Annotated in this window: 18 protein-coding genes and 2 pseudogenes; 11 read left to right on the top strand and 9 right to left on the bottom strand. The window is 59.6% G+C overall.

The window, feature by feature from the left end:
• Positions 1 to 52: 52 nt before the first annotated feature.
• Positions 53 to 2,416: a DGQHR domain-containing protein gene (locus J0I79_RS10515; RefSeq protein WP_292857282.1), complete on the bottom strand. Its 2,364-nt coding sequence runs from the start codon at positions 2,414 to 2,416 to the stop codon at positions 53 to 55.
• 167 nt (positions 2,417 to 2,583) lie between these two features.
• Here J0I79_RS10515 and J0I79_RS10510 point away from each other — a divergent pair, with 167 nt between their 5' ends.
• From J0I79_RS10510 to J0I79_RS10500, 3 genes are all read left to right on the top strand, one after another.
• On the top strand, positions 2,584 to 3,858 hold the full coding sequence (locus J0I79_RS10510) for a hypothetical protein (RefSeq protein ID WP_292857279.1): 1,275 nt from the start codon (positions 2,584 to 2,586) through the stop codon (positions 3,856 to 3,858).
• Between the two features lie 578 nt (positions 3,859 to 4,436).
• On the top strand, positions 4,437 to 6,203 hold the full coding sequence (locus tag J0I79_RS10505; RefSeq protein WP_292857276.1) for a hypothetical protein: 1,767 nt from the start codon (positions 4,437 to 4,439) through the stop codon (positions 6,201 to 6,203).
• The gene (locus J0I79_RS10500) at positions 6,200 to 6,952 is read left to right on the top strand and encodes an AAA family ATPase (protein ID WP_292857273.1); all 753 of its coding nucleotides are present in this window, start codon (positions 6,200 to 6,202) and stop codon (positions 6,950 to 6,952) included. The genes J0I79_RS10505 and J0I79_RS10500 overlap by 4 nt, the downstream gene beginning before the upstream one ends.
• 192 nt (positions 6,953 to 7,144) lie before the next feature.
• On the opposite strand, the pseudogene J0I79_RS10495 reads toward J0I79_RS10500, so the two are convergent.
• Positions 7,145 to 7,593: pseudogene (locus J0I79_RS10495) on the bottom strand (nucleotidyltransferase domain-containing protein); the annotation flags it as partial.
• A gap of 947 nt (positions 7,594 to 8,540) precedes the next feature.
• Between J0I79_RS10495 and J0I79_RS10490 the strand changes: the two are divergent.
• From J0I79_RS10490 to J0I79_RS10475, 4 genes are all read left to right on the top strand, one after another.
• Entirely contained in the window at positions 8,541 to 9,083 is a 543-nt protein-coding gene (locus J0I79_RS10490; protein WP_127385824.1) for a cytochrome b, read from the top strand.
• Between the two features lie 88 nt (positions 9,084 to 9,171).
• Complete coding sequence (locus J0I79_RS10485; protein ID WP_292857267.1) at positions 9,172 to 9,486, top strand: hypothetical protein; 315 nt, start codon at positions 9,172 to 9,174, stop codon at positions 9,484 to 9,486.
• Positions 9,486 to 10,151 (top strand): response regulator transcription factor, encoded by a 666-nt coding sequence (locus J0I79_RS10480; protein WP_292857264.1) that lies wholly within the window; start codon positions 9,486 to 9,488, stop codon positions 10,149 to 10,151. The genes J0I79_RS10485 and J0I79_RS10480 overlap by 1 nt, the downstream gene beginning before the upstream one ends.
• Positions 10,151 to 11,494, top strand: coding sequence for a HAMP domain-containing sensor histidine kinase (locus J0I79_RS10475; RefSeq protein WP_127385856.1), 1,344 nt, complete (start codon positions 10,151 to 10,153; stop codon positions 11,492 to 11,494). The genes J0I79_RS10480 and J0I79_RS10475 overlap by 1 nt, the downstream gene beginning before the upstream one ends.
• Before the next feature lie 7 nt (positions 11,495 to 11,501).
• On the opposite strand, the gene J0I79_RS10470 is transcribed toward J0I79_RS10475, so the two are convergent.
• The 4 genes from J0I79_RS10470 to J0I79_RS10455 form a co-directional block, all read right to left on the bottom strand.
• Positions 11,502 to 13,013, bottom strand: coding sequence for an RnfABCDGE type electron transport complex subunit D (locus tag J0I79_RS10470; RefSeq protein WP_292857259.1), 1,512 nt, complete (start codon positions 13,011 to 13,013; stop codon positions 11,502 to 11,504).
• Positions 13,010 to 13,732 (bottom strand): FAD:protein FMN transferase, encoded by a 723-nt coding sequence (locus J0I79_RS10465; RefSeq protein ID WP_292857256.1) that lies wholly within the window; start codon positions 13,730 to 13,732, stop codon positions 13,010 to 13,012. The genes J0I79_RS10470 and J0I79_RS10465 overlap by 4 nt, the downstream gene beginning before the upstream one ends.
• A gap of 24 nt (positions 13,733 to 13,756) precedes the next feature.
• Positions 13,757 to 14,614: an FMN-binding protein gene (locus J0I79_RS10460; protein WP_292857253.1), complete on the bottom strand. Its 858-nt coding sequence runs from the start codon at positions 14,612 to 14,614 to the stop codon at positions 13,757 to 13,759.
• Positions 14,615 to 15,090: 476 nt separating this feature from the next.
• Positions 15,091 to 15,492 carry a hypothetical protein gene (locus tag J0I79_RS10455; protein ID WP_292857250.1) on the bottom strand — a complete coding sequence of 134 codons (402 nt, stop codon included), beginning with the start codon at positions 15,490 to 15,492 and terminating at the stop codon, positions 15,091 to 15,093.
• 190 nt (positions 15,493 to 15,682) lie between these two features.
• Between J0I79_RS10455 and J0I79_RS10450 the strand changes: the two genes are divergently transcribed.
• Together J0I79_RS10450 and J0I79_RS10445 are read left to right on the top strand one after the other, a co-directional pair.
• A complete protein-coding gene (locus tag J0I79_RS10450; RefSeq protein ID WP_127388900.1) occupies positions 15,683 to 16,114 on the top strand; it encodes an ion channel in 432 nt (143 codons plus the stop codon).
• Between the two features lie 581 nt (positions 16,115 to 16,695).
• On the top strand, positions 16,696 to 18,237 hold the full coding sequence (locus J0I79_RS10445; RefSeq protein WP_292857243.1) for a Do family serine endopeptidase: 1,542 nt from the start codon (positions 16,696 to 16,698) through the stop codon (positions 18,235 to 18,237).
• A 325-nt stretch (positions 18,238 to 18,562) separates the two neighbouring features.
• Here the strand turns inward: J0I79_RS10445 and J0I79_RS10440 are convergent, their stop codons facing one another.
• From J0I79_RS10440 to J0I79_RS10430, 3 genes and pseudogenes are all read right to left on the bottom strand, one after another.
• A complete protein-coding gene (locus J0I79_RS10440) occupies positions 18,563 to 19,045 on the bottom strand; it encodes a hypothetical protein (protein WP_292857240.1) in 483 nt (160 codons plus the stop codon).
• 112 nt (positions 19,046 to 19,157) lie between these two features.
• Complete coding sequence (locus J0I79_RS10435; RefSeq protein ID WP_292857237.1) at positions 19,158 to 20,939, bottom strand: chloride channel protein; 1,782 nt, start codon at positions 20,937 to 20,939, stop codon at positions 19,158 to 19,160.
• Between the two features lie 72 nt (positions 20,940 to 21,011).
• Positions 21,012 to 21,434, bottom strand: a pseudogene (locus J0I79_RS10430) (prolipoprotein diacylglyceryl transferase); the annotation flags it as partial.
• Positions 21,435 to 21,669: 235 nt separating this feature from the next.
• Here J0I79_RS10430 and J0I79_RS10425 point away from each other — a divergent pair.
• Positions 21,670 to 22,296 carry a tyrosine-protein phosphatase gene (locus J0I79_RS10425; protein WP_292857234.1) on the top strand — a complete coding sequence of 209 codons (627 nt, stop codon included), beginning with the start codon at positions 21,670 to 21,672 and terminating at the stop codon, positions 22,294 to 22,296.
• Positions 22,280 to 23,032, top strand: a complete 753-nt coding sequence (locus J0I79_RS10420; RefSeq protein ID WP_292857231.1) for a phosphatase PAP2 family protein — start codon at positions 22,280 to 22,282, stop codon at positions 23,030 to 23,032. The genes J0I79_RS10425 and J0I79_RS10420 overlap by 17 nt, the downstream gene beginning before the upstream one ends.
• Positions 23,033 to 23,038 lie beyond the last annotated feature (6 nt).

Below are 23,038 nucleotides of genomic sequence, written 5' to 3'. Positions count from 1 at the left end.
GCCCAACTCCATGCTGACAGCCAAACTCGAATATTGGTAAAACGCGTGACTGTTAGCCGGCGCTGTCACTTGAAGAATCGTCGAAGAGCAGCTGTTTGCGGCCGTCGACGGGCTCTCCCCCAAGGATGTGGCGCTTCACAAGTTCGTGCACACGTCTCACATATTCGACCTTGTCCTTCGACAGCGGGCCTTTTTCTGCATGGTGCGTGACGGTGCGCGCCTTGTTGACTTTGCCGATCCACCGGACAAGCGTCGACTTGGCGCCTTTGCCGTAGAAATTGTAGCGATCCTTGAAAAGCTCCCAATTGCTGTCATGAAGCACAATGCCAAGATAGTCGATCAGATACAGATAGCGCCAACGCTCGTGCTCGCCATTGTCGTTGTTATAGTTCTTGTCGGCTTCAATCCGGATTGCCTTTGGCACGCCGGATAGCCACCACGCATCTTTCTCCTCACCAAACTTGGCCTTCAGCGTGGTCAGGACATCGTCGAAAAGAATTTGGTTGATCTCATCGATCATGATGCGAGCCTGTCGGGTTCCCTCGGCATCCTGGTTCTCCAAGTAGCGTTTGACCTCGGGGAGATCGAATGAGGGATCAGCGGTATGGATGATTGCCATCATCTGCAGGGCGTTTTGATCGACGCTGGCAAGCGAGCTGCCGCGGTTGCGAAAGCGGGCGATGTCAGATGGCGACGCATCATGAAAATAGGTGACTACGTGTTGCGCCAGCGGTCTGACGAGCTCGACGATATCGTCGGCTCCAAGCGACACCACGCGCGTTCCGTCGCGCTCGATGAAGACGATGAGCTTGCGGAGAAGAACAAGCAGTGCCCGCAGACCCAGGTTTGTGCAGAGATAGCCGCCCTTGGCATCGCCCAGTGCCCAGTGTTCCGGCACGCCATCCGCAAAAATGGCGAAGTAGCCCGACAAGGTGGAAGTCGCCTTTTTCATCATGGCGGCCGAGTCATCTGACAACGTACCCAGCGGGCCCGGGATCAGCCTGACACTACCCTTCTTGCCACCCGACTTGTGAACCGATCCGAGGAGACTGTTGCCCTCAATGCCATCCGCGAGAGAGGTGAGGGTCAGACACTGGAAATTGTCCTTCTGCTGACCGACTGTGAGTATGCGATCACGGACCGGTGAGTGCTTTTCCTCGTCCAACTTCAGCACGATGCGCGCGCACATCGCGTCCAGCCGCTTGCGGGGGTCCTCATCGTCGATGTTGAGCGACGAGATGATTTCATTCACGAGATTGCGCTGAACCTTGACCTGCTGCGTATTGATGTCAACGAACATCTCTATTTCCTGCCGGACCGGCAGGTTCTGGTAAGCCAGAACGGAGACGACGGATCGATCCTCATCGGCATCGCGGCCTGCGTACGCGTAGCCATAGAGCCGATGCTGCCCATCGATGACCCATGCGGACCCGTATTGGCCGGGAAGATCGAGAGTGCCAGTCGCGGTATCTCCGAACGTTTCCTGGCTGTTGAAATTCAGGCCATCGAGCTTAACGTTGACGACGATGTTGGTTGGGAACGTGCCGCCGCGATCGAGATAGGCGCCGATTGATCGGAGCCGCGTAGGCTTCACCATGCGCTGGTACGTCTCGAGGTCTTCGTTGGATGTAGCGCCCATATGACTGATGTACGCGATGCGCAACAGGTCGTGGGGCGACATCAGGAAGCTGTAGAAGGTCGTATTGCCGACTTTGCCGCGGTTCGCCGGGACGCGCGTACGCAGGCCCTCAACTTTTTCACCCTTGAGATAACGGCCGAGAAACTGGTATCGCGCCGCCGATTTCAGAATGCTGGTGAGCTTAAAAAAATACGCGACGTCGGCCTCTGTGATAATCGGCACGCCTGCTGCCGCGGCACGTTGCCGGTCGGCAGTGCGGATGTCGACGTTTCGTGTTGCGATCGCGATTTTGACTTTCAGCTTTGGATCCCGGCCAAACGTCGAATGCACCGCGGTGACGACGTCTTCTCTAATCGCCCCAATCTTGTCGAGCAACTGCTTTACGGACTTGGTTGCAGTATCCTGTGCATGTGTGCATTCGACGACGAAAACCGTCTCATCGTCCTTCGCAAAAACATCGAGCTGCCGCCGTGACCCATCCTTCCCCATGATGTAGAAATTTCGATCAGGGTTTAGCGCCTTGAAGCCCATCCGGTAAAGCAGCGTCCAAACATCATCCTCGAGCTGCCGATCGATAGGCTTGGCACGCTCAAGGCGAAGCGACCGCTTGTTTCGCTTCGCGAGCGTCCACCCGTCCGCCTCTTCTGCCGAAAGCTTCATGTCTAGCGCGGCGGCTGAACCGGCCGACACCGTCTTCTCGTCCACCTTCTTCGCTCGCACGACGGACGCAACGCGCAGTTCGTCATCCGAAACCAACATCCCCAAAGAAGCCGCCATCGTCCTTCCCCGCATGCTTGCCGCATCAGTTTGACGCAAGTAATCCAATCCGACCCACCATTCACGTATTGCGGTAGAGTATCTACAGCACATATGCCCAAATCGTTGCGCTGTCTTTCTCGGCTCAGTAGAAGCGCTCCCACAAAAGTACCTGGAGCCGGCGGCACATGGCGCTCGGACAAAGACCCGCAATGTCGTTCGGCACATCGATCCGGCGCTATCTGGCGAAATTCCGCCGGATCATTTCTGAGGACTCGTCAAAAGAGGTACCCATGCCCGCCCTATTTGAAGACAAGAAAAGGGATAGGACGTCGCCAAAGAAAGCAGGTGAAGACGATTTTGCGTTTTACGACAGCTCAGCTCGCAAGCCTTTTGCCCTTTATCGTCAGCTCGTAAACGGATGGTTGGCGGAGTTCCCGCAAACGGAACAGGCCGACTTGGTCAAACGATTACGCGGCGGTTCGAACGTTCAGTATCAAGCGACAATGGCCGAAATTGTTGTTCACGCAGCATTGCGCCGACTCGGGCATACCGTGGAAATTCATCCTTTCTGTCCGCATCCAACACGTAGACCAGACTTCTTGGTTAAGGATGCGAACGGAGGTCCTTTGGCCTTCGTAGAAGTCACGACATTCGGGCCGGACTTGGAGACAGTGGGCCGCGACAACCGTGAGGCAGCAATTTATAATGCTTTGGAAACGGTGAAGCTGCCAGCCGGATGGCTGATGGGTTACAGCGTCGAAAAGCACGGCAAATCATCACCCAGTCTTGGCAAGCTCAGATCTGAAGTCGAAGCGTGGGGGGCACAGGAGTGTGGCGACAATGTTCAGCACATGCCCAGTCGCATTTTCGACGCTACTGACTGGAAGATCGAACTCACACTTCATGGTGGGTACGACAAGGAGAAGCTGTATGAGCGCAAGATTGCGGCTGCCATGAGCGGTGTGCGATCGGTTGCGCCGCATCTTGACCTCCGCCAGGCCCTTGAGATCAAGGGACAAAGGTACCGAATTTCCGAAACACCGTATCTAATCGTTGTTGCCGACTGCAAAGGATCGATTCCCGTAGGCGACCATGTTGCCGACGCACTGATTGACGCCTTGTTTGGAAGTCCCTGCGTTCATTTTCGCCGCCGGCCCGACGGCGGATTCGATACCGAGAATGACCGGACAAATGACGGCTACTGGGGACGCCACGGCGCTCCGCGCAATCGCAATGTGAGCGCCGTCGTCATATTTCCAGAGCCCAATCTTTGGAAACTGCGCGACGAACGTTGGCAACCACTCATCGCTTACAATCCGTTTGAAGCCAACCCGCTTTCTAGGGGACTGTTGCCGTTGCCTGGCTACGATCTCGATAGCGAAGCAGAATATGTGCGCAAAGGCGGCACGCAGCTTGCGGACATATTAGAACTTCCGGCGGCTTGGCCACCGGACGATTGAATGTTTATACCGCGAACACGATGTTCGCTTTTTGTGCTTCGAAAAGTCGCATAAATGGCAGTCTGGAACGGGGATTTTTCAAGGATAAGTCGATCATCAAAGACGGTGTGATGTCCGGAATTATTTGGCATTTCATGGGGTTTACCAGTCCGGAATTATGGGCCGCAGGTGTTCAGCCTATACGATTGAAAACAAGAGGATTTTCAGGTCGAGGATAAGGGTTCCCGATCCAAAGATCGGGTTTACCAATGGCCACAATCACAGCTAATTCTGGATTGGCGTTAAGTGGTTGAATCAGCGTGGAAGTTAAGCGCCTCTATTGGTCAACCTGCTTGCGGTCGGCAACGGATTGGTCAACCCCAAACCCCAGGATTGGTAAACCGAAGCAGCAGCCCTATCGACTAAGATTCAGCTCTACGCCTTCACTGTCCCCAGCAAGGGCTCTCGGTAGCGAATGGCGCCCTTGAGCGGGCGAGGGCGGCAAGGCGTGGGTGTCACGACACATATAACTTGAGCTGCTACTCGGTGGTTTCCGTTCTGCCGCTGGGGACTAGCGCACGATGTCGAGGAAAGAGTTCGTGCCACTCAACCTGCTCGCCAGCTTGGCGGGAATCTCTCGACAAGCGGTTTGGAAGGCCTGCCAGCGCGGCAACTGGCGGGGGCACGCCCTGGAGGTGCGCGTCGTTCAGGGCAAGGGTGGCAACGCCGGCAAGCAGTATCTCGTCAGTTTGGCTTCCCTCCCACCCGAGTTGCAACTCCGGTTAAAGCCCATTGAAACGCGGGCTCAAAACCGTCCGAAGCCGATTGCAAGCCGGGGGCGGCGCGGCCGAGCGGATCAAGGCAAGAAACGCGTCGTCATCAGCCGGCAGTGGGATGCTTTGGTACCGTTCGACGCTGTCACCAAGGCCCAGATTGCAGAGGATCTAAAACAGGAAATTCGAGGCCTTTTGGCGGCCGGCGCCGCCTGGGGACATGTCAAAATCTTGGCGCGCAACCTTCTGGCAGAGACCACTAGGTCATGGGGATTCCGCCCCAATGATCCAGCCAGTTTTGAGCAAGCTTGTTCGATCCCGTGGACGCTCGTTTCGGAAGAGATGCATTATCGGAAGGTCCATCAGTTTCGCACGAACCGCAAAGGTTACGAGGACAGCCGCCCGCGCGGGCGGCGCTCCATAGAAGGCATGCGCCCGATGGAATTGGTCGTCGGAGATGTGCATCCGATCGACATCCACCTGACGCGGGCGGACGGCTCGATTTGTACTGCAAAGCTGATCGGGTTCCTCGACTGGGCGACTGGCCGCGTTTGGTGTGATTTGATCGCATTCGACACGCGCGGCGGCGTCAACAACCGTGATGTGATCGAAGTATTTGCGGCCATGGTGGATCATCCAGCCTTCGGCCTGCCTGAAGCTCTCTATATCGACAACGGCAAGGAATACGGGTTCGCGACGTACCTCGACGACGCCATGACACTGATGGTGCCCGGGTTCCATGGGCCGGGTCGCTCGATGCGAGTTGTCAATGCCTTGCCTTACAACGCCTCGGCAAAGCCCATCGAACGCTGGTTCGGCGACTTCGAGTCACGCTATCTGAGCACGCTACCGGGTTGGATTTCCGGCAACCGTATGAACAAGCGCCAGGAGGCGATCGGCCGGACGGTTGCGCCCTATGGCACCTTCGAAGATTTCGTTCCGGCGTTCTTCGGTCTCCTGAAGGCCTATCACAGCATGCCTACGGGAAAGCAGAGCGGCCTCAAGGGGCATTCGCCCAACACCACTTTTCAACAGCACGTGGTTGCGGGCTGGTCAGCAATCACCATGAGCCGGGACGAGGTCCGCGCTGCAGTCGCGCGCCGGGTCGAGCGCACCGTCATTCAAGGCGCGATCCAACTCCGTGGGCGTCGGTGGTCCTGCGAAGAGTTGTGGCAGTACACGCACGACAAGGTGCTGGTCTGCGACCCGGTCTATCATGCGCCGGCAGAGCTGCTTGTGCTGGACATGAAGGGTAAAAGGCTCGGGATCGCAACCCCCGATGTCCCACTTCATCCACTTGATCATCGTGGCGCCCAAAGCACGGCAGCACGAGCAAAGGCGCACCGCGATGCGATTGTGCAGATGGGCCGCTCGGTCCCGAAAATCGACGTTGCAGCTCGGCTGATGGCGCTTGGTCAGGATCAACCTGAAGTCATCCCCAACGAGCCGGCGGGCAAAGTATCATTCGACCCGTCTCAGCGGCCGGCGCGGATTCTGATGCCGAAGAAGCCGTTGATCCCTGAAGAGCGCCGACGCGAACAGGACGAGCGCATGGCCGCTCAGATGGACTTGGTGAAGAGGATCGTCGGATGACGATATTCGTTGAAACCCGGGCTGCGCTCACCGTGCGGGCTGCCTTCGATACGGCGGTCAAGATGCGATATCCGGTGCTTGCGGTCGGCAAAGCCGGACTCGGAAAGACTGTAGCGCTCAACTGGATAGCCGCCCAAAGCGGAGCTGCCTATTGTGAGGTTGCGCAGCATACCAAGGCTATTAGGCCGATGTTCCTGATGCTGCATGACGCCTACGGCGTCCAAAGGGACAGCAAGCACACATATGATCTTGCGAAGGATTGCATGAATTTTTTGGGCGCCCGATACGGCCCGACGCGTCCGTTGCTGGTGGACGAATATCAGAACTTCACACCCACTGTTTTGCGGGAGCTGCTCCATCTTCAGGAGAGGTGCGGCTTCGCTTTATTGCTCGCCGGCAACACTCATCGGTTAGCGGGCACGAGGCGTGATACCCACGCTGTGGACCAGATCGAAAGCCGTATCGGCATGCGTTTCGAGATCGGGCAGCCGACGCGGGAGGACTGCATAAGGATCGGCGCCGGACACAACGTTGAGGGAGCCGACGCCTACGAAGCGATTGTTATCTACGGTGAAAACACCTCCCTTCGCGCCCTTTGCCATCTCCTCCAGAACTGCGCTGCCGTTACCAATGGCGTTGGCAGCATTCGTCTTTCTCGGATCGAGACCACGGTTCGTGTCATGTCGTGCGGCAGCGATGCGCTCAAGCTTTTGCACGAGCGCGGCGACGCCCTCCGAAGATCGGCTTAATTCCGGACAGCGACGGATAATTCCGGACTGCACACTGGAATTGGTTGGATCGCGAAGTCGACCCGCTCACTGAGCCGCCATATTCGCATCATTCCTCAAGTTTTCGAGGCGTGACCGGCAGAGAAGAAATCCGGCTGTCTTTGCAAATACTCGGGTGTGCGGCAGCCTGTCCTCAAGGTGTTTGGCTGCCTATCGGAACGCATCGGCCGGCTTTGTAGGTCCCGGATTGGTCAGCGGTTCCTCGTCGAGCTCGTAGAGGACGATTCCCTCACGACGGATACCGATGAAGAAGTACTGACCGTCCCTGAGTGCGGTGTTCACCTCCCGGCGGGAATGAACAATGAATCTGACTGGCGTGTTTCGCGCACCAGACGCTCTGCGGCCGTCTGCCAATAGCCGGCGAAATCGGTGAGTTTGCGATTGTTCACCACCACCAGCAGATCGAAATCCGAACGATGGCCCTTCCTAGTATGCGGCTCGTCGACCCAGCCACCACGCGCGTAGGATCCGAAAAGTATGATCTTGAGAACGCGCCCACGCTTTTTGAAGGCGGCCGTCCCTCCCTTGAGGGCATCCTCAAATTCCTCGAGAATCAGCTCAACCGTCTTTTTCAGCTCGCTGTTTTTGTGGGTGCCTCGAATCCAGACGCAGCGCCGTGGCGGCGGGTGATGCTAGCGCCCAGCTTGTATTCCTCCAATGCTGTCTAGCCGGGCGGGACAGTTTAAGCACGCTTCGAGGCCGGGTCGCGCGCCGTCCGTCGGTTCGTTGCGGCGCCAAAGGTCGCGTTCGTGAGGTTGCCGGTGCGTTCCGTTGTGGCCGAGATCACCTTCACTGTCTCGCGCATGCACTCGGCAGTCGCCCCGATGATGGATGGGGCAGAGAGATAAACAAAATCAAATAGTTATGACTGCTCGTGTGCAAAAACTGCACACGAAGGTTCTGCTTCTCTTCTATTTTCGTTCCTGCGAACGGGTAGCCGTCTGGCCTCTCGAAGCGCATTTTTGCCTGCGGATATCGCCAATCCATCGCGCCTGTGCTCCGGGATATCCATGTTTAGGATATGCAGCCTCGCAACGCTCGATGAATGTCGCTCGAAGCAAATGATCCCGGCAATACGCATCCCAGAGCTAGTGCGACGGCCAATTCGATCATCTGCCTGGGTCTCCCGAAGCAAACTCGTGCGATCGCTAATTTACGGACATTATAAATCTGCATAAATCTGCACACGATCTCCGTGCAAAAAGCGGCCTTCGGATTACCGCCTGATGTCACCCCGCGCGATGCCGGAAGATGGTCGTCTCCCAGACAGAAGTGCGGCTATTTTCCGTCCATAGATAACGGCGTTGGCAGGACGGTTTGGCGAGATCCAACCAGACGCATGAGTCTTTAGCTTTGTCAGCTTGCTGACAGGTTCTCCGATCCAATGTGCGCCAACCAAACCCACCGAGGCTCACATCTAAAGCGCCGTCATCTGCGGAATTGTCACCGTGCCGCCGACTGATACCTTCACGTAGTGGATGGTGTTGGCCCAACAAAGCTTTGACAAGATCGGCGCTAGCTTGGAGATGCTCAAAACTGGATTGCTCGAATGAACTCAACCTATACAAGCTCTCAAAAGGCCATCCACTGGACAGTGTTTCTGTTGGTCATCGGCCTTTACGGACTGACCTACGTCGTCGACCTTTTTCCTCGCGGCGATCCCAGTCGCGATCTGATATGGTGGTTTCACATCTCGTTCGGTCTGCTGCTGTTCATACTGGTCATCTTGCGCGCCGGTCTGCGCCTGACCCGCGGAGCGCCAGGTCTGCCTTCGGAAATGACGCCGCTTGAACGATGGATGGCCAAGCTAACCCATCTTGCGCTTTACGCGCTGCTTGTAGCCATCCCGGTTCTCGGCATACTCCTGACTTGGTACAGGGGCGACGCCTTGAGTTTCTTTGAGCTTTTCACCATACCGGCCCCGTTCTCTCCGGACCGGACGACTGCCGGATTCATCAAGGAATTGCACAGCCTGTGCGCCAATCTGATCCTGATCCTCGCTGGGCTGCATGCGGTCGCCGCTCTTTGGCATCATTTCATCCGCAGGGATGACATACTCAAGCGAATGCTGCCGGGAGCACTGGGCTCCTGACCACATTGGCGGACTGCGGAATCCACCGGCTCTATGGCAAGCTAGAATCGAAACGTAAAGTCTGCGCGGCTCCTGGATGAAAACGGCAGTGAAGCGCTTGGCGGTGGTGGGCTTGGTTGGGCTTGTCCTGATCCGACCAAACATCGTCTGCGCCGAAGTAGACGATGACGGCGATCACGATCGGGCGCGGGACCTTTATGAACGGGGTGAAATAAAGGGCCTGTCCAACATCCTGGGCGTGGTTCGCGCCGAAGCTCCCGGCGACATCGTCGCCGTCGATTTCATCCGCATAGCGAACAGATGGGTCTACCGGTTCCAGATCGTTGCCGCCGACGGCCGCCGCAGGATCGTCGACGTGGACGCCGGCACCGGAGTCCCCATGCACGGCGGGGGCAGCGACTGATGAAGATCCTGCTCGCCGAGGATGAACCCCGCATCGCCACCGACATCACGGCGGTCCTCAAGGCGGCAGGAATGGCGGTCGATATCGTGCGCGACGGCGAAGCCGCCTGGTTCGCGGGCGACGTCGAGAATTACGACGCCGCGATCCTGGATCTCGGACTGCCAAAGCTCGATGGTCTCACGGTGCTGAAACGCTGGCGAGCCAATGCGCGCCGTTTTCCCGTTCTGATCCTGACGGCCAGGGGCCTGTGGACCGAGCGCGTCGAGGGCATCAATGCCGGCGCCGACGACTACCTGCCCAAGCCGTTTGAAATGGAAGAACTACTGGCGCGGCTGCGCGCGATCCTACGCCGTTCAACGGGTCAGGCGGCACCGGTGCTGAGATCCGGACCGTTGCTGCTGGACACGCGCCAGATGCGCATTTCGCTGCGCGGCGTTCCTGTCGCGCTGTCGCCGCTGGAATACCGGCTGATGGCATTCCTGATGCATCATGCCGGCCGCGTGGTGGCGCCGACAGAACTCGCCGAGCATCTTTACGATTCCGGCAATGACCGCGATCCCAACGCAATCGAGGTGATCGTCGCCCGCCTGCGCCGCAAGCTCGGCACCGATGTGATCGAAACGCGGCGTGGGTTCGGATATTTCGTGCCTGACGAGCCGTCCTGATGGGCAATTCGATTCGCTTCAGGCTCTGGTCGGCGGCAACCATCTCGATCCTCGTCGCTCTTGCCATCGCTGGGGTCGGGCTGCGCTATCTGTTCGAACTGAATGTAGAGCGGCGTATCGTCAGCGAACTGACCGTCAATCTCAACGAGCTGATCGGCGCGACCAGCTTTGCGGGCGACGGCCGGCTGTCGGTCGCGCCGGACCTGACCGACCCGCGCTTCGCCAATCCGCTGTCCGGTCACTACTGGCAGGTGGAAGGCCTGGCCAGCCACAGCCTGGTACGCTCGCGTTCATTGTGGGACGCAACGCTTGCCTTGCCCGACCAGGGGCCCAGTGGAGAACTGAGAAAGATCGAGGAGCTCAAGGGGCCGGGCGGCGAACTTACCATTGCCGTCGAGCGCACCATCACCGATGCCGACGGCCGGTCCTTTCGCGCCACCGTGGCGGAAGACCATCGCAGCGTCGAAGTGTCGGTGCGCGAATATGTATGGGATCTTGTGCCGGCGCTCATCGTGCTCGCCGCAGCCCTCATGGTAGCCTTCTTCATCCAAATCACCGTTGGCCTTGCGCCATTGGAAAACCTGAGGATCGCCGTTCGAAACGTGATCGCGCAGCGGGCGGCGCGGCTAGACGTGGCGGCGCCGAGCGAGGTGCAGCCGCTCGCCGACGAAATCAACCGCCTCCTCGATGCCCAGGAGAAGGCCCTTGCACGTGCCCGGTCGCGCGCCACTGACCTGGCGCACGGCCTCAAGACGCCGCTTCAGGTGCTGTCGGCCGACATCCGGGCCTTGCGCAGGAAGGGCGAGACCGAACTCGCCGACGAGATCGAGAAGAGCGCCGGAGCAATCCGACGGCATGTCGAGCGCGAACTGGCGCGCGCCCGTCTGGCGCCTGGCGTTTCCAGCAAGGCATCGTGTCGAGTCAGGGAAGCCGCGGCCGGCGTCATCGCCGTCGTCAAGCGCACACCAAGCGGCAAGCAGCTCGCGTTCGTGATCGACGTTGCGGAGGATTTCACGGCGCCAGTCGATGAGGGCGACCTGGCGGAGATCCTGGGCAATCTGGTGGAGAATGCGGCCCGCTTCGCAAGATCCTCGGTTCAGGTCAATGCGTGGGCAAGCGACGGCGAGGTGTCCATCGCCGTCGCCGATGACGGCCCGGGCATTCCCGATGCGGATCGGAAATCCGCTCTGTCGCGCGGTGTGCAACTGGACAGCAAGGGCGGCAGCAGCGGGTTGGGCCTGGCCATCGTCTCGGACATTGTCGAAGCCTATGGCGGACGCTTGACGATGACCAACGCCGATCCCGGCCTGGTCGTGACCATCGCGCTGCCCCGACAGGGTTGACCGCCACTCAGGCAAAGCCGGGGAAATAGTCGACCTTTATCCTCGAACGGCGAACACCCATGGCCAGCAGCTTCTGGCGCAGTGCCTTGACCATGGCCTGGGGGCCGGAAATGTAGAAGGTCCGTTCCAGATAATCGGGGAGGGCCAGGCGCACCAGCCGCGCGTCGATATAGCCGGGATACTGGCCGCGCTCCGCCCCGTGGGCCACCGCAAACACTGTCTTGATACCCAGTTCCCGTCTCGCGGCGCCGAGCACATCGCGATAGGCGATCTCCTGCTGGGTCTCGGCTCCGTAGAGTACGACGATCGGCCGCCTTTCATGGCTGTCGATGAGATATTGCAGCATCGAGCGGAATGGGGTGATGCCGATGCCGCCGGCCAGGAAGGCGATCTTGGTCTCGGGATCAGCCGGCAGCGTGAAGTCGCCGGCGAGCTGGGAGGCGTGGATCGTGCTGCCCGGCTTCATTGCGCCGAGCGCCTGCTTGAAGGCACTCGATCGCGGATAGAACTTGACGCCAAGTCTTAGGGATTGCTCCGTGGGCGCCGATGCGACCGTGAAATAGCGGCGGTTGCCGCGATTGTCGGCACGGTCGAGGCCAAGCGTCCATTCCAGATACTGGCCGGCCTGGAAGGCGAGCTTTCGCGGTGACCTGAAGATGAAGTCGTAGCTGTCGACGGCCGATTGTTCGATGCGTTCCAGCGTCAGCACGAAGCGCCCCTTCGGGCCCACCGCGTAGGCAAAGAGATTGCCCGCGAGAAGCGCCAGCTCCGGCGTGAAGTAGAACGAGCCGATATGGATGTTGGGCGCGAACAGGAAGCCGACGATGGCTGCGAAGGCGATGCGCGGCCACCGCGTCGTCGGCGCTGTCAGCGGCTCGGTCAGCATCACGAAGGCGAAGAACAACAGCGGCGACGAGCCCAGCGTTTCCGTCAGCGCGGTGGCGTATTGCGACGGCTGGGTGGTCGCCAGGATCGTCGCCAGAGCGACGGCGACGAAGGTGGCGACCAGATCAAGCCGGCGCAGCTTGCGAACGATGAGGAGGCCGCCGGCAAGCACGACGGGAAGCAATGGCAAATTGCCTCCAACCCACCAGGTAGCCGGCTGGTCGAGCAGCAGCGCGGTCAGCGCCACGCCCAGCGCCGCGGGATTGAACAGGTGCTTCCTGCCAATGGCGAGGATAAACTTGGATGAGATCGCCCAGATCGAGGCGAACACCACCGCACCGATCCCGTTGAGGTCCGTGACGGCCACCGGATCGAGGATGAGCGCCAGGATGAGGGCGGTGATGTAGACGGACTCGTTGTTGGCCGGAACCCGGAACACAACAGCGAAAACCCTGTTGGTGATCCAGCAGGCGGCCAGCATCAATCCCGTCGTGAAGGCGAGCGCGAGCGGATCATGCGCCACAAGCTTGAAGAAGCCGAGCACAAGGGTCGTGCCTAGCAGCGCCATCAGATAGCAGAGGACCAGCCGGTACATGGTCTGATGGTCGAGAAACCGGTCCATGATCTTGATCATGGCTGGCAAAAAGCTCCGAAGCCGCTTGTCGGCGTGGCGCGGCCGTTGCTGTTGACGGCGTAACCCTCGAGACCCGGCGTCTGTTCGAGAAAGAGAATGCCATCCCGGCCCATGGCGAAGGCGGCGGTGGCGAAACGGTCGGCTTCGAAGACGTCCACGCCGATGACGGTCAGGCCAACGATATCGATGATTGGATCGCCGACTGCGCGCGGATTGTAGATGTGCTGCCCGCGCGCATAGGTGCCGGAGGTGGCGACGCCGTGTCCGCGCGGATAGACGATCTTGATTATCTCATCGGCATTGAAGGGATTGCGGATGCCGACGCTCCAGTCGAGGCCCGAAGCATTCCTGCCGCAAGACTGGATGTCGCCACCCGCCTCGATGAAGAAATCACTGATGCCGGCCCGGTGAAGGATTCCGGCGGCATTGCGGATGGCCCAGCCCTTGACGATGCCGGACGGATCCAGCGAACCGTCGGGCTTGCGAATGTCGAAATATCCGCCCGTCTCGTTTTTCGTCTGAGCGGCGAGGGCCAGAACTTCCATCATCTCGCCGCTCCAGTCACGGACCGGAAGGTCACCCCGGTTGATGGCCGAAATCTCGCTGTCAGCCCTATAGGTGCTGAAGCGCCGGTCAATGTGCTCGAAATAGTCGAAGACCGTGTCGACAAGCCCGGCGTCCGCGGCGCCGTCGATGTCGATGGTGATGGGCATGCCCATCAGAAGCCGGGTCTCGCGCATGGACTACGACGACGCTTTCTTCAGCGCGCCGCCAAGCGACTGGATGAAGGCCCTGCTGGTCAGCGTGGCGCCCGAAATGATGTCGACATTGGCGCTTTGCGCGCTGATCGCCTCGTCCCGCAGCATGGGCAGCGCCTGTCTGTTGATGTTGACCGAGGTGCGGCGGTCATTTGGATATTTCAGCACCTTGAGTGTCGTGAGACGGCCCCCTTGGATGGAGGCCTGGATCTGGATCAGGCCATAATAGGCGTCGACGACGGGCCCGGTGTAGGTGCCGTCGGCAAAGCCGTGCCTGGCGGGGCTCAACGAGGGCTTCATGCCTGCCTTGATGATGCGGGCAGGGGCTTGCGGATAGTCAGGCCTCGGCCTGGGAATGGGAATGTAGACCGCCGGGGTTATGGCGAACGACCCTGCCTGCGGCGCGGCGTCGGCGATCAGGTGGCCTGGCGTCTGTTGGGGCGGCGGGGCAAGCGTCTGGGGCACCGACGGCAGGCTGGCCGTGGGCGTCTGCGTTCGGGTGACGGGCGGCTTTTCGAGAACTGCCAGTTTTGCAGCGGCTGGCGGCTGTGGGACGGGCGAAGCGATCGCGGCAGTTGTTTCGCGGCCAACGGTGGCCGGTGGGGTCGCCGTCGGTTCGATCCGCACGCCCGGCCGTGGGAGCTCGGGCGCGCGCAGCGCAGGCGGCGTGGCAGCAGCGACCGGAGCAGTCACTGGACCGAGCGGCTGCGACACGCTGTCCCCGGCGGCATTGACGGCACTTCCCATATCGATCATGTCGCCGGCAGGGGGCTTGGCCGCCTGATCCAAGACATAGGCACCCGAGGACGCGATCACGAAAAGCGACAAGGCAATCTGTTTCATGGTGCGTTCCACATTGGATCCTGTGCCGGGGAATCGGCTTTGCGGCAATTTGGAAACAATGTCTCACGACACAGCTGACAATTGGCTGTCAGCGCCTTCGGACGGTCCTCTGACTTCAAAGGGGATGGTCAGTTTGCGAGTGATTGGCGCCAAAAACCGTAGCCTTGAAGGTCGGTTCGTTTCCGGCTCGCATCAGGCTCCGGACGAATTACTAGACTTCCCGAACTCACTCCAGACCGGCGGTGCGCAGTGCTTCGCCGGGAGAGGCCCCGAGCGCCGGTGCGCAGTTCACATGCGAAGATTGGATGGTGTAACGGAATGTCCGCTGCAATTCCAACACGCGCGTCGCAGCAGCCCCTGGCTTCTTGAAGCCTTCCAAGTCGCGAGGCGCCACGAAAAGCATATGTGGCAGATGCTGTGGCCGCGATTGAAGTGGACGGCCTTATTACAGTCAGGACGATCTATGGGTAAAGCGGTCAGAATGCCTGGCTTGTCCCGTCTTCAAAGCTCGCGGAATGGACGCAGGTGCTCACCGAAACATCAGAGTGGTTCATCCCAACCAACTGGCCCCATCGAGCATTGTTCGATTTGGTCGTTTGCTTTGTCCAACTGCCGGGATTGATCTGCAAATGCCTGTCGATCTTGGTCGAGGAGATTATGCCGCCTCTTCTGTCGATGAAGTAAATTCTGCCTTTAGCGCTCTTCATCGGTTCGGCTTGGCCTTGCAAGTCGACCGTGATCTGGTACGAGCCGGGCGCTGGACTTGTCACCGACCAACTCGGGGCGGTAACCGCCAGCCTGCTTCCTTCACAGGGTAGCGCCAGTGCGGTAGTGGACTGAAAAGCAATTGCGAACGCGAAGATTAGCTGTTTCGTCAAGCCTATTCTCCGGAATGCCAAGCCGCATGGCTTACTGGGCTGCCTCTGGTCTTCATCATCATTGCGACAATTTCAGGGTACAGCAATCGTTCTAATCGCGCGCCAGCGAGGCCAAGCTCCTCGCCTTTTAAGGTCTATTTGCACGCGATCATGCCTTCGCCAGGCCGTACCCCGCTAGCGAGATAATTCCATGAACATGCTAATCGCCATCACATTGACATTCGCCGCAGTCATTGGGTCGTCGTCTTTGCACTACGAAGCGATCCAGCGCCTCGACAAATTGGCACGCAAGGCGACCGGGGCTTACCCCGCGCTGCTTTTCGTCATCTGCGGCCTGGTTGGGCTTCATCTTCTCGAGATTGGTATATATGCCGCCATATTTCACCTTGCTGACCAGACCCTTTCCCTAGGCAATTTCGGAGGAAAAACCTTTCCTTCGAGCATGGACTATTTCTATTACGCAGCCGAGGCCTACGCCTCGCTCGGCTACAACAACGTGATACCCATTGGCGAAATGCGGCTCATTACGTCCATCACACCACTGAACGGCCTGCTCCTTTTGACCTGGTCAGGCTCGTTTCTCTTTTCGCTCGTGGAGGATTGGCGCGGGAAAGGCAAATAGGCTCCGAAGCTCATTCCAGATCAGATTGAGGAAGGGCAGCGTGACCGCCGTCTCCATCTGAATGTGAGTTAGATCTCCGTTGTGGAGCCGCCCTTGTCGGAAGCACACAGAAGGCAATTCTGTTTTTGTCACTGTAAGGTGATCGAAAATTCAAAACCCAACGTGTTGAGAATGGGCGACCCCCGCGGGCCATAAGGTCGACCAACTTTCCACATAGCTTGTTCGCTTCTGGGACGCTGATCTCCATCGTGCTTGTCACCGATAAAGTGGCTGCTGACATTTCGCATTGGGTATTTGTAAGGCCGGTCGCATTGATGATTGCGCAGAGATACGTGGCGTTGGCCACATCGTCAGCACACGCTATGCCCGGGTTGGCGAGCAAGGCTGCAGCGCAAGTTATCAAAACCCTCAAAGGTAGCCTCCAGGCGGGGCAGCGGCTCGAAGCGGTACCTAGAGTTAGCAGCCTTCCCGATATTACCAAAGTTTCATGCGCTGGAAATGGTGCTGTAATGTAGGCCTCTCTAGTTTTCTTTGCCTTCCGGACGCCCATCCAAGTGCGTCCTTAAAAGAGGACAAGAACCATGAATACTGCCCCCAATTCATATTCCGTCACTCGCAAACGTCTTATGGCCGCCGCCGCGTCCATCGCAGTCGCCGGTGCGATCGGCATCGGTGCGCTGACGAGCGGAACAGGACCTGTTCTGGCCGATGCCGTGCGTGTCGAGACGCCGCAGGTTGCTGGCTTCGCCGATATCGTCGAGCGGGTTTCGCCCGCCGTTGTCAGCGTCAAGGTCAAGGCCCAGATCAGCCCGGCGGCGGACGATGGCTCCGACCAGAATTCCGATGGGTTCGACAATCTCCCGAACAATCCGCAGCTGCGCCGCTTCTTCAAGGAATTCCGTGGCTTTGGCGACCAGAATGACAACGGACATCGCCGGTCCGGCAACCGCGACCACCGCAACGACCAGCCTCGCCCGGTGGCCCAAGGATCCGGCTTCTTCATTTCCGAGGACGGCTATCTCGTCACCAACAACCACGTCGTTTCGGAAGGCACGGCATTCACCGTGGTGACCAGCGATGGCAAGGAACTGGATGCCAAGCTGGTTGGTGCAGATCCGCGCACCGATCTCGCCGTGCTCAAAGTCGAAGGCGGTGGCAAGTTCACCTATGTCGACTTCGCCGACGATTCCAAGGTTCGTGTCGGCGACTGGGTTGTGGCCGTCGGCAATCCGTTTGGCCTCGGCGGCACCGTCACCGCCGGCATCGTCTCGGCGCGTGGCCGTGATATCGGTGCCGGCCCCTACGACGATTTCCTCCAGATCGATGCGTCGGTCAATCGCGGCAATTCGGGCGGTCCGACCTTCAACCTCAACGGTCAGGTCGTCGGCATCAACACCGCGATCTTCTCGCCCTCGGGCGGCAGCGTTGGGATTGCCTTCGACATTCCCGCATCGACCGCCAAGCTTGTCGTTCAGGATCTGATAAAGAACGGCACTGTCCAGCGCGGCTGGCTCGGCGTCGAAATCCAACCAGTCACTTCCGACATCGCCGAATCGCTCGGTCTGAAGTCCAACAACGGCGCGCTGGTGTCGAGCGCACAGGGTGATGGCCCCGGCAAAAAGGCCGGCATCACTGCCGGTGACGTGATCACCCAGGTCGAGGGCAAGGATGTTGCTTCGCCGAAGGAGCTCGCCCGCCTGATCGGTGCCTATTCGCCGGGTAAGTCGGTCGAGGTCACCGTGTGGCGCGACGGCAAGAGCCAGACGATCAAGGTCGATCTCGGCACGCTGCCTTCGAGCGACAAGCAGGCTTCGGCCGACCAGCAGCAGCCCGCCGCTCCGGCCAGTTCCGACACGCTGGCCGATCTCGGCCTCACCCTCACCAAGTCGGAAAACGGCAAGGGGCTGGTGGTGACTAATGTTGATCCCGACAGCGACGCGGCCGATCGTGGGATCCAGCCGGGCGATATCATCGTCGCTGTCAATTCGGCAGAAGTGAACGCCACCAGCGACGTCTCCAAGGCCATGGCCGATGCCGCCAAATCCGGACGCAAGGCGGTGCTGATGCAGATCACACGCGACGACAGAAACCGCTTCGTCGCGCTGCCGGTCGCCAAGGGCTGACAACGACTTTTCCGTGCGGCGGTTTCATACACCCCCGAGCCACCGCATGGGAAAGCGTGGAGCCGGGTACGTTAGTCAGTCATCGTGCTCTCCTCCAGCGGCAGCGGACTTCGCGTCGTCCGCTGCCGCACAGGTTTTCCGCCCAGACCTCCAGACCGGATCCAAGGCTGCGACCTAGACTTCGTTTGGATATCTCTGAATCCGCTGCGCCAACAAGCTAGTGCTACCGCTGAAGTGCTGGGATACACGCAGACAATGGCTAACGGCGCTATCCAGCGGACCATCCAAATCACGACCTCGCCGCCAAACTCGCCCGTCGCTGACTTCAAAGCGCGTTACGCAAGCGTTCAATCAAGCGTCGAGGACCTGCCAACGGCTGTTTGAGCCAAGGATGGACCTGGCGCTCTGGAAGGACTTCCGGTGGCGGCGGGCCGGGGCAGCCTTCCTGCACCTTGGTCCACGATGGATCATTGAGTACGGTGTCGCAGCGCGCCAGGTGCGTGCTGCCGGCCACGACAAGACAAGCAAAGCCGCCGGCCGGGAAGAGCTGACCGTTGGCCCGGCAGACGGATGTCGCCAGCGCGGGTCCTGGTGCCGGGCCGCCCGGACAATGATCAAGAACCTGTTTCCAGGACAAGATATTCAGGTGCGTTTCGCAACGCGCCAGATGGCTCGTCTCGCCGGCTTGCAAGCAGGCATATTGCCCAAGCTCAAACCTTCCCATGTTGGCAATACAGGCCCCGTCCGCCCACGCAGGCACCATCATACCGACGAGCGCCATGGCGGCAGGAAATAAGGTGCCCTTCAATTCATCTGATCCATTGCTGATGCACGCTCTATCGCATGGTGCGATTGTGGCAAGATAAGGTTCAGTTGAGCCCCGTTCTCGTCGACAAGGAGCCCTCCATTATCAAAAAGCTCTAGGCTTCACCAGCAAGGTCTCGGCGGGCTCTGTCGAGTTCCTCGGCATATCTGCGCAAAGCATACCCCTCGGTCAGCAAGCCCACCACAGTGCGGTCTGTAAAACTTGTTACCACCGCCAATTCTTCGGCGCCCGCCCTTTGAAATGACTCTGCGGCAGCTTGCACGTTCATGGACTCAACCAGCACCGTGTTCTTGAATTTGGCCAATGCGAGAACCGGCGTCTCGTCGTCGTCCTGATCACTATGGAGCTCAGCCACAAGCAGCATGCCGCAGTAACGCTTGTCGGCATCGATCGCGATCACGCGCTGAGCTGAACCAAGCGGCACCTGCTCACGAAACACGGCAAGCGTGGTGGAGGCATCCATCATTCGGACGTCTTTTCGCATCATCGAACCGACCGTCAGGCTGCGCATCCAGCCAACATCATGAGCGCCCCGGATCGTTTCGCCACGCAGATGGAAGCGCCAGGTCGAGAAGGAGTATCCGAAAGTTTCGCGCACAAGGGTAGCCGACACGATCGATGCCGCCAGCACGACTCCGGTCAGCGTCAAATCACGGGTCGATTCCAACGCAAGAAAGGTCATCGTCAGCGGCGCGCCAACGACGCCAACAGCCAGCGAGGTCATGCCAACCGCAGAGGCGACTGCCGGGTCGATGCCGGTGGCCGGGGAAACATATGCCATTGCCCCGGCAAAAACCTTGCCCAGCAAGGCACCAAGGAACAAGGATGCGAAGAACAGGCCGCCGCGAAATCCGGACCCTAGCGAGATGGCGGAGGCGGCCAACTTCAGCACGAAAACGCTGGCCACAGCAGCGAGGCCGTAATTCATCACAAATTCGCGATGCAGGGCGCCGTGACCGCTGGAGAGGATCTGCGGGGTTAAAAGTGCTAGGAGGCCGACAAGTGCGCCGCCTATGACGGGTCGGATCGAGGCGTCGATGGAAAACCGGACGAATGCACGTTCAATCAGCGTCACCAGATACATGATGGCGATGGAGGCGGCGCCGCCGCATAGCCCAAGGATCAGGAATGGCAAGTACTGGCTGGGTGTGAGCGCCGGCAAGCCGGAGAGTTCCAGTGGAAATGGCACGCCACCAAAAAACTCAGCAGTCAGTGAAGCTGAGACGGCGGCCGTCATGACGGACGCGACATTGGCGACCGAGTAAATGCCGATCACCAGCTCGAATCCGTAGAATGCGCCTGTCAAGGGTGCATCGAATGCCGCGGCGATAGCGCCGGCCGCGCCACAACCGACGAGGATACGCACGTCATTCCGGCGCAATTTGAACAGACGCGCCAACCGCGAGGCGAGACCAGCACCCACTTGCGTGTAACCGGCCTCAAGTCCAACCGACGCGCCGAACCCACTGGAAATCATCGTCTGAACAGCAATGACGAACGTGTCGGTGAGCGACATGCGACCACCGTAAAGGGCGTTGGCCTCGATCGGATCGATCGGCGTGCGGAATTTCCATTTCTTGAGGTAGATGATCGTCAGGCCGAGGATGACACCGCCGACCGCCGGCACCAGCGCCTGCAGGGGCGTGCCCAGCGAGAACATCGCCGAGAGGCGCGCCTCTGGCTGCAGGCCGAATAGCAATGCATGCATGACCTGAACCAGCCAGCTCATGGCGTGGACCAGCGTAGCGGAGATCACGCCAACGACGGACGCAAGCAGCACAACCGCAACGCCCCTTGCCTCCAGCATCGGTATGGATCCGATGATCAGCGCTCTTAGCCGGCGCGCATGGACGAGGGGTTGGCGTGTTGAAAGCATAGAACTTTCTGGCGGGCGAGCTTGGAAGAACTCCCGAATGTCATACGCGTTACTCAGTCCAAGGGAAAGTGGCTAATGGGGCGGGACTTTGGCAACAGGACTTGCCGTTGCCACCGCCCAGATGCCGATAAGCACCATGGGCAGCGACAAAACCATGCCCATGGTCAGCCAGCCGCCCAGCAGGTAACCGAGCTGGACGTCCGGCTCCCGGAAGAATTCCACGAAAATGCGTGATACCCCATAGGCGGCGACGAAGGTGCCACCAACAAACCCCGGCGCTTTAAGCTTCAACTGCGAATGGGTCAGGATCCGCAGGACCACAAACAACACCAGGCCTTCAAGTAAGGCTTCGTAGATTTGGCTGGGATGGCGCGGGAAGGGGCCGCCATTCGGGAATTCAACGGCCCATGGCACACTTGACACCTTGCCCCAGAGTTCCGAGTTGATGAAGTTTGCGACACGCACCAGGCCGAGCCCGACCGGTGCCCCGGAACTCCTTGTATGTTACGGTCGTTACCTAGAAAATCAACGGATCGCATGATGATGCCGATACTACCGCACATGGACCCTTCCTCGCCAGCGTATGTTGTCGATGACCAGTCCCTGGAGCGCGCGGACGTCGGCACGACGCCCCGTCGGATGATGCTGGGTATAGGCGCAATTGGGTTCTGGGGGTCGGTATCTTCTTCGTGCTGGCGCTCACGCTATCCCAATTGAAAGTGCAGCCTGCATGAAACCGAATTTTTCCAGACCAAAGTCCCTCTGGCGCCGTGCGGCCAAGACACTGGTGGGTTCCGCCATCGGGATCGCAGCCGGGATGGCCTTGTGGGCTGGCTACCTCCAGCTCACCCGTAACAACCACGAAGTAGAGCCGGGCGTGCTTTACCGCTCGGCGCAGCTCGCGCCGGAACAGCTCGATTCCGTGATTCAGGGGCGTCGTATCCGCACTGTGATCAACCTGCGCGGCGCGTTCCCGGGCAAGCTTTGGTATGAGGCAGAGGTTGCCGCCGTCCGCGACGCCGGCGCCCAATTCATCAGCCTCACGATGTCTGCCAACCACCAGCCCGACGCCGTGTTGCTGGCGTCGCTAGAGCAGGCACTGCGGACCGCGCCCCGCCCAATCCTGATCCACTGCAATTACGGCGCCGACCGCACCGGGCTGGCCTCGGCCCTGTTTGAGCTGCTTGAAGAGGGCAAACCGGCTGCTGAGGCTCATGCGCAGCTGTCATTTCGCTACGGGCATTTCCCCTGGCTCACCAGCCGGACCGGAGCCATGGACCAAACGTTCCAGCAAGTGGTCGAGATCAATCACGGCTCCGGGCCGTTGAGAGTTTCCACAGATGCTCAAGCCAAATAGTCCTTCTAACCCCTCGCTGCTGACGCGGCTCGGCGGGAATGAGATTTGGCCGGTCGCCGCCGTACTTGTAGCCGGTTGCCTTGTGCTCACATTCGGACTGCTCGCCGAAGAGGTCCTGGAAGGCGACACTTCCCGCTTCGACATGACGGTGCTCATGGCTTTGCGCAGCGGCGGCAACCCTGCGAATCCGATCGGCCCAGCGTGGCTGGGAGAGATGGGCCGTGACGTGACGTCGCTTGGAAGCTTCGCTTTCCTCGGTTTCATCTTCGCCGCGACAGTCGGCTACCTCCTGCTGATACGAAAACGTGGGCAAGCGGTTCTGATGACCGTGGCCGTGCTCGGTGGGGTGGGCATCAGCACGCTGCTTAAAATAGGCTTTGACCGGCCGCGACCGGACATCCAACATGCCGTGCGCGTGTTCACCGCGAGTTTTCCGAGTGGGCATGCCACGCTTTCGACCATTACGTTTCTGACGCTCGGCGCCCTTCTGACTCGCGCCAATACCGATCGGCGGATCAAGTTCTACTTCGTCACGTTAGCTGTATTTTTGACAATCATGGTCGGGTTGAGCCGCGTGTATCTCGGCGTTCATTACCCCACCGACGTGCTCGCAGGCTGGTGCGTGGGTGCTGCCTGGGCCATCCTTTGCTGGACCGGTGCCAGTTGGCTTCAGCAGCGCGGCGCTTTGGAACCGCCAGAAGTTTCGGTGGGGCCACAAAATGGCAAAAAAGGTTAAACTCCG

Origin of the sequence: Mesorhizobium sp., from assembly GCF_017306585.1 — a bacterium.
Taxonomy (GTDB): Bacteria; Pseudomonadota; Alphaproteobacteria; order Rhizobiales; family Rhizobiaceae; genus Mesorhizobium.
This window is presented reverse-complemented; position numbering and strand designations above follow the sequence as displayed.

Excerpts from the sequence above, each read along its gene's own strand:
- J0I79_RS10515 (WP_292857282.1), bottom strand. The coding sequence starts at position 2,416 with ATGGCGGCTTCTTTGGGGATGTTGGTTTCGGATGACGAACTGCGCGTT.
- J0I79_RS10510 (WP_292857279.1), top strand. The coding sequence starts at position 2,584 with ATGGCGCTCGGACAAAGACCCGCAATGTCGTTCGGCACATCGATCCGG.
- J0I79_RS10500 (WP_292857273.1), top strand. The coding sequence starts at position 6,200 with ATGACGATATTCGTTGAAACCCGGGCTGCGCTCACCGTGCGGGCTGCC.
- J0I79_RS10490 (WP_127385824.1), top strand. The coding sequence starts at position 8,541 with ATGAACTCAACCTATACAAGCTCTCAAAAGGCCATCCACTGGACAGTG.
- J0I79_RS10480 (WP_292857264.1), top strand. The coding sequence starts at position 9,486 with ATGAAGATCCTGCTCGCCGAGGATGAACCCCGCATCGCCACCGACATC.
- J0I79_RS10475 (WP_127385856.1), top strand. The coding sequence starts at position 10,151 with ATGGGCAATTCGATTCGCTTCAGGCTCTGGTCGGCGGCAACCATCTCG.
- J0I79_RS10470 (WP_292857259.1), bottom strand. The coding sequence starts at position 13,013 with ATGATCAAGATCATGGACCGGTTTCTCGACCATCAGACCATGTACCGG.
- J0I79_RS10465 (WP_292857256.1), bottom strand. The coding sequence starts at position 13,732 with ATGGGCATGCCCATCACCATCGACATCGACGGCGCCGCGGACGCCGGG.
- J0I79_RS10460 (WP_292857253.1), bottom strand. The coding sequence starts at position 14,614 with ATGAAACAGATTGCCTTGTCGCTTTTCGTGATCGCGTCCTCGGGTGCC.
- J0I79_RS10450 (WP_127388900.1), top strand. The coding sequence starts at position 15,683 with ATGAACATGCTAATCGCCATCACATTGACATTCGCCGCAGTCATTGGG.
- J0I79_RS10445 (WP_292857243.1), top strand. The coding sequence starts at position 16,696 with ATGAATACTGCCCCCAATTCATATTCCGTCACTCGCAAACGTCTTATG.
- J0I79_RS10435 (WP_292857237.1), bottom strand. The coding sequence starts at position 20,939 with ATGCTTTCAACACGCCAACCCCTCGTCCATGCGCGCCGGCTAAGAGCG.
- J0I79_RS10425 (WP_292857234.1), top strand. The coding sequence starts at position 21,670 with ATGAAACCGAATTTTTCCAGACCAAAGTCCCTCTGGCGCCGTGCGGCC.
- J0I79_RS10420 (WP_292857231.1), top strand. The coding sequence starts at position 22,280 with ATGCTCAAGCCAAATAGTCCTTCTAACCCCTCGCTGCTGACGCGGCTC.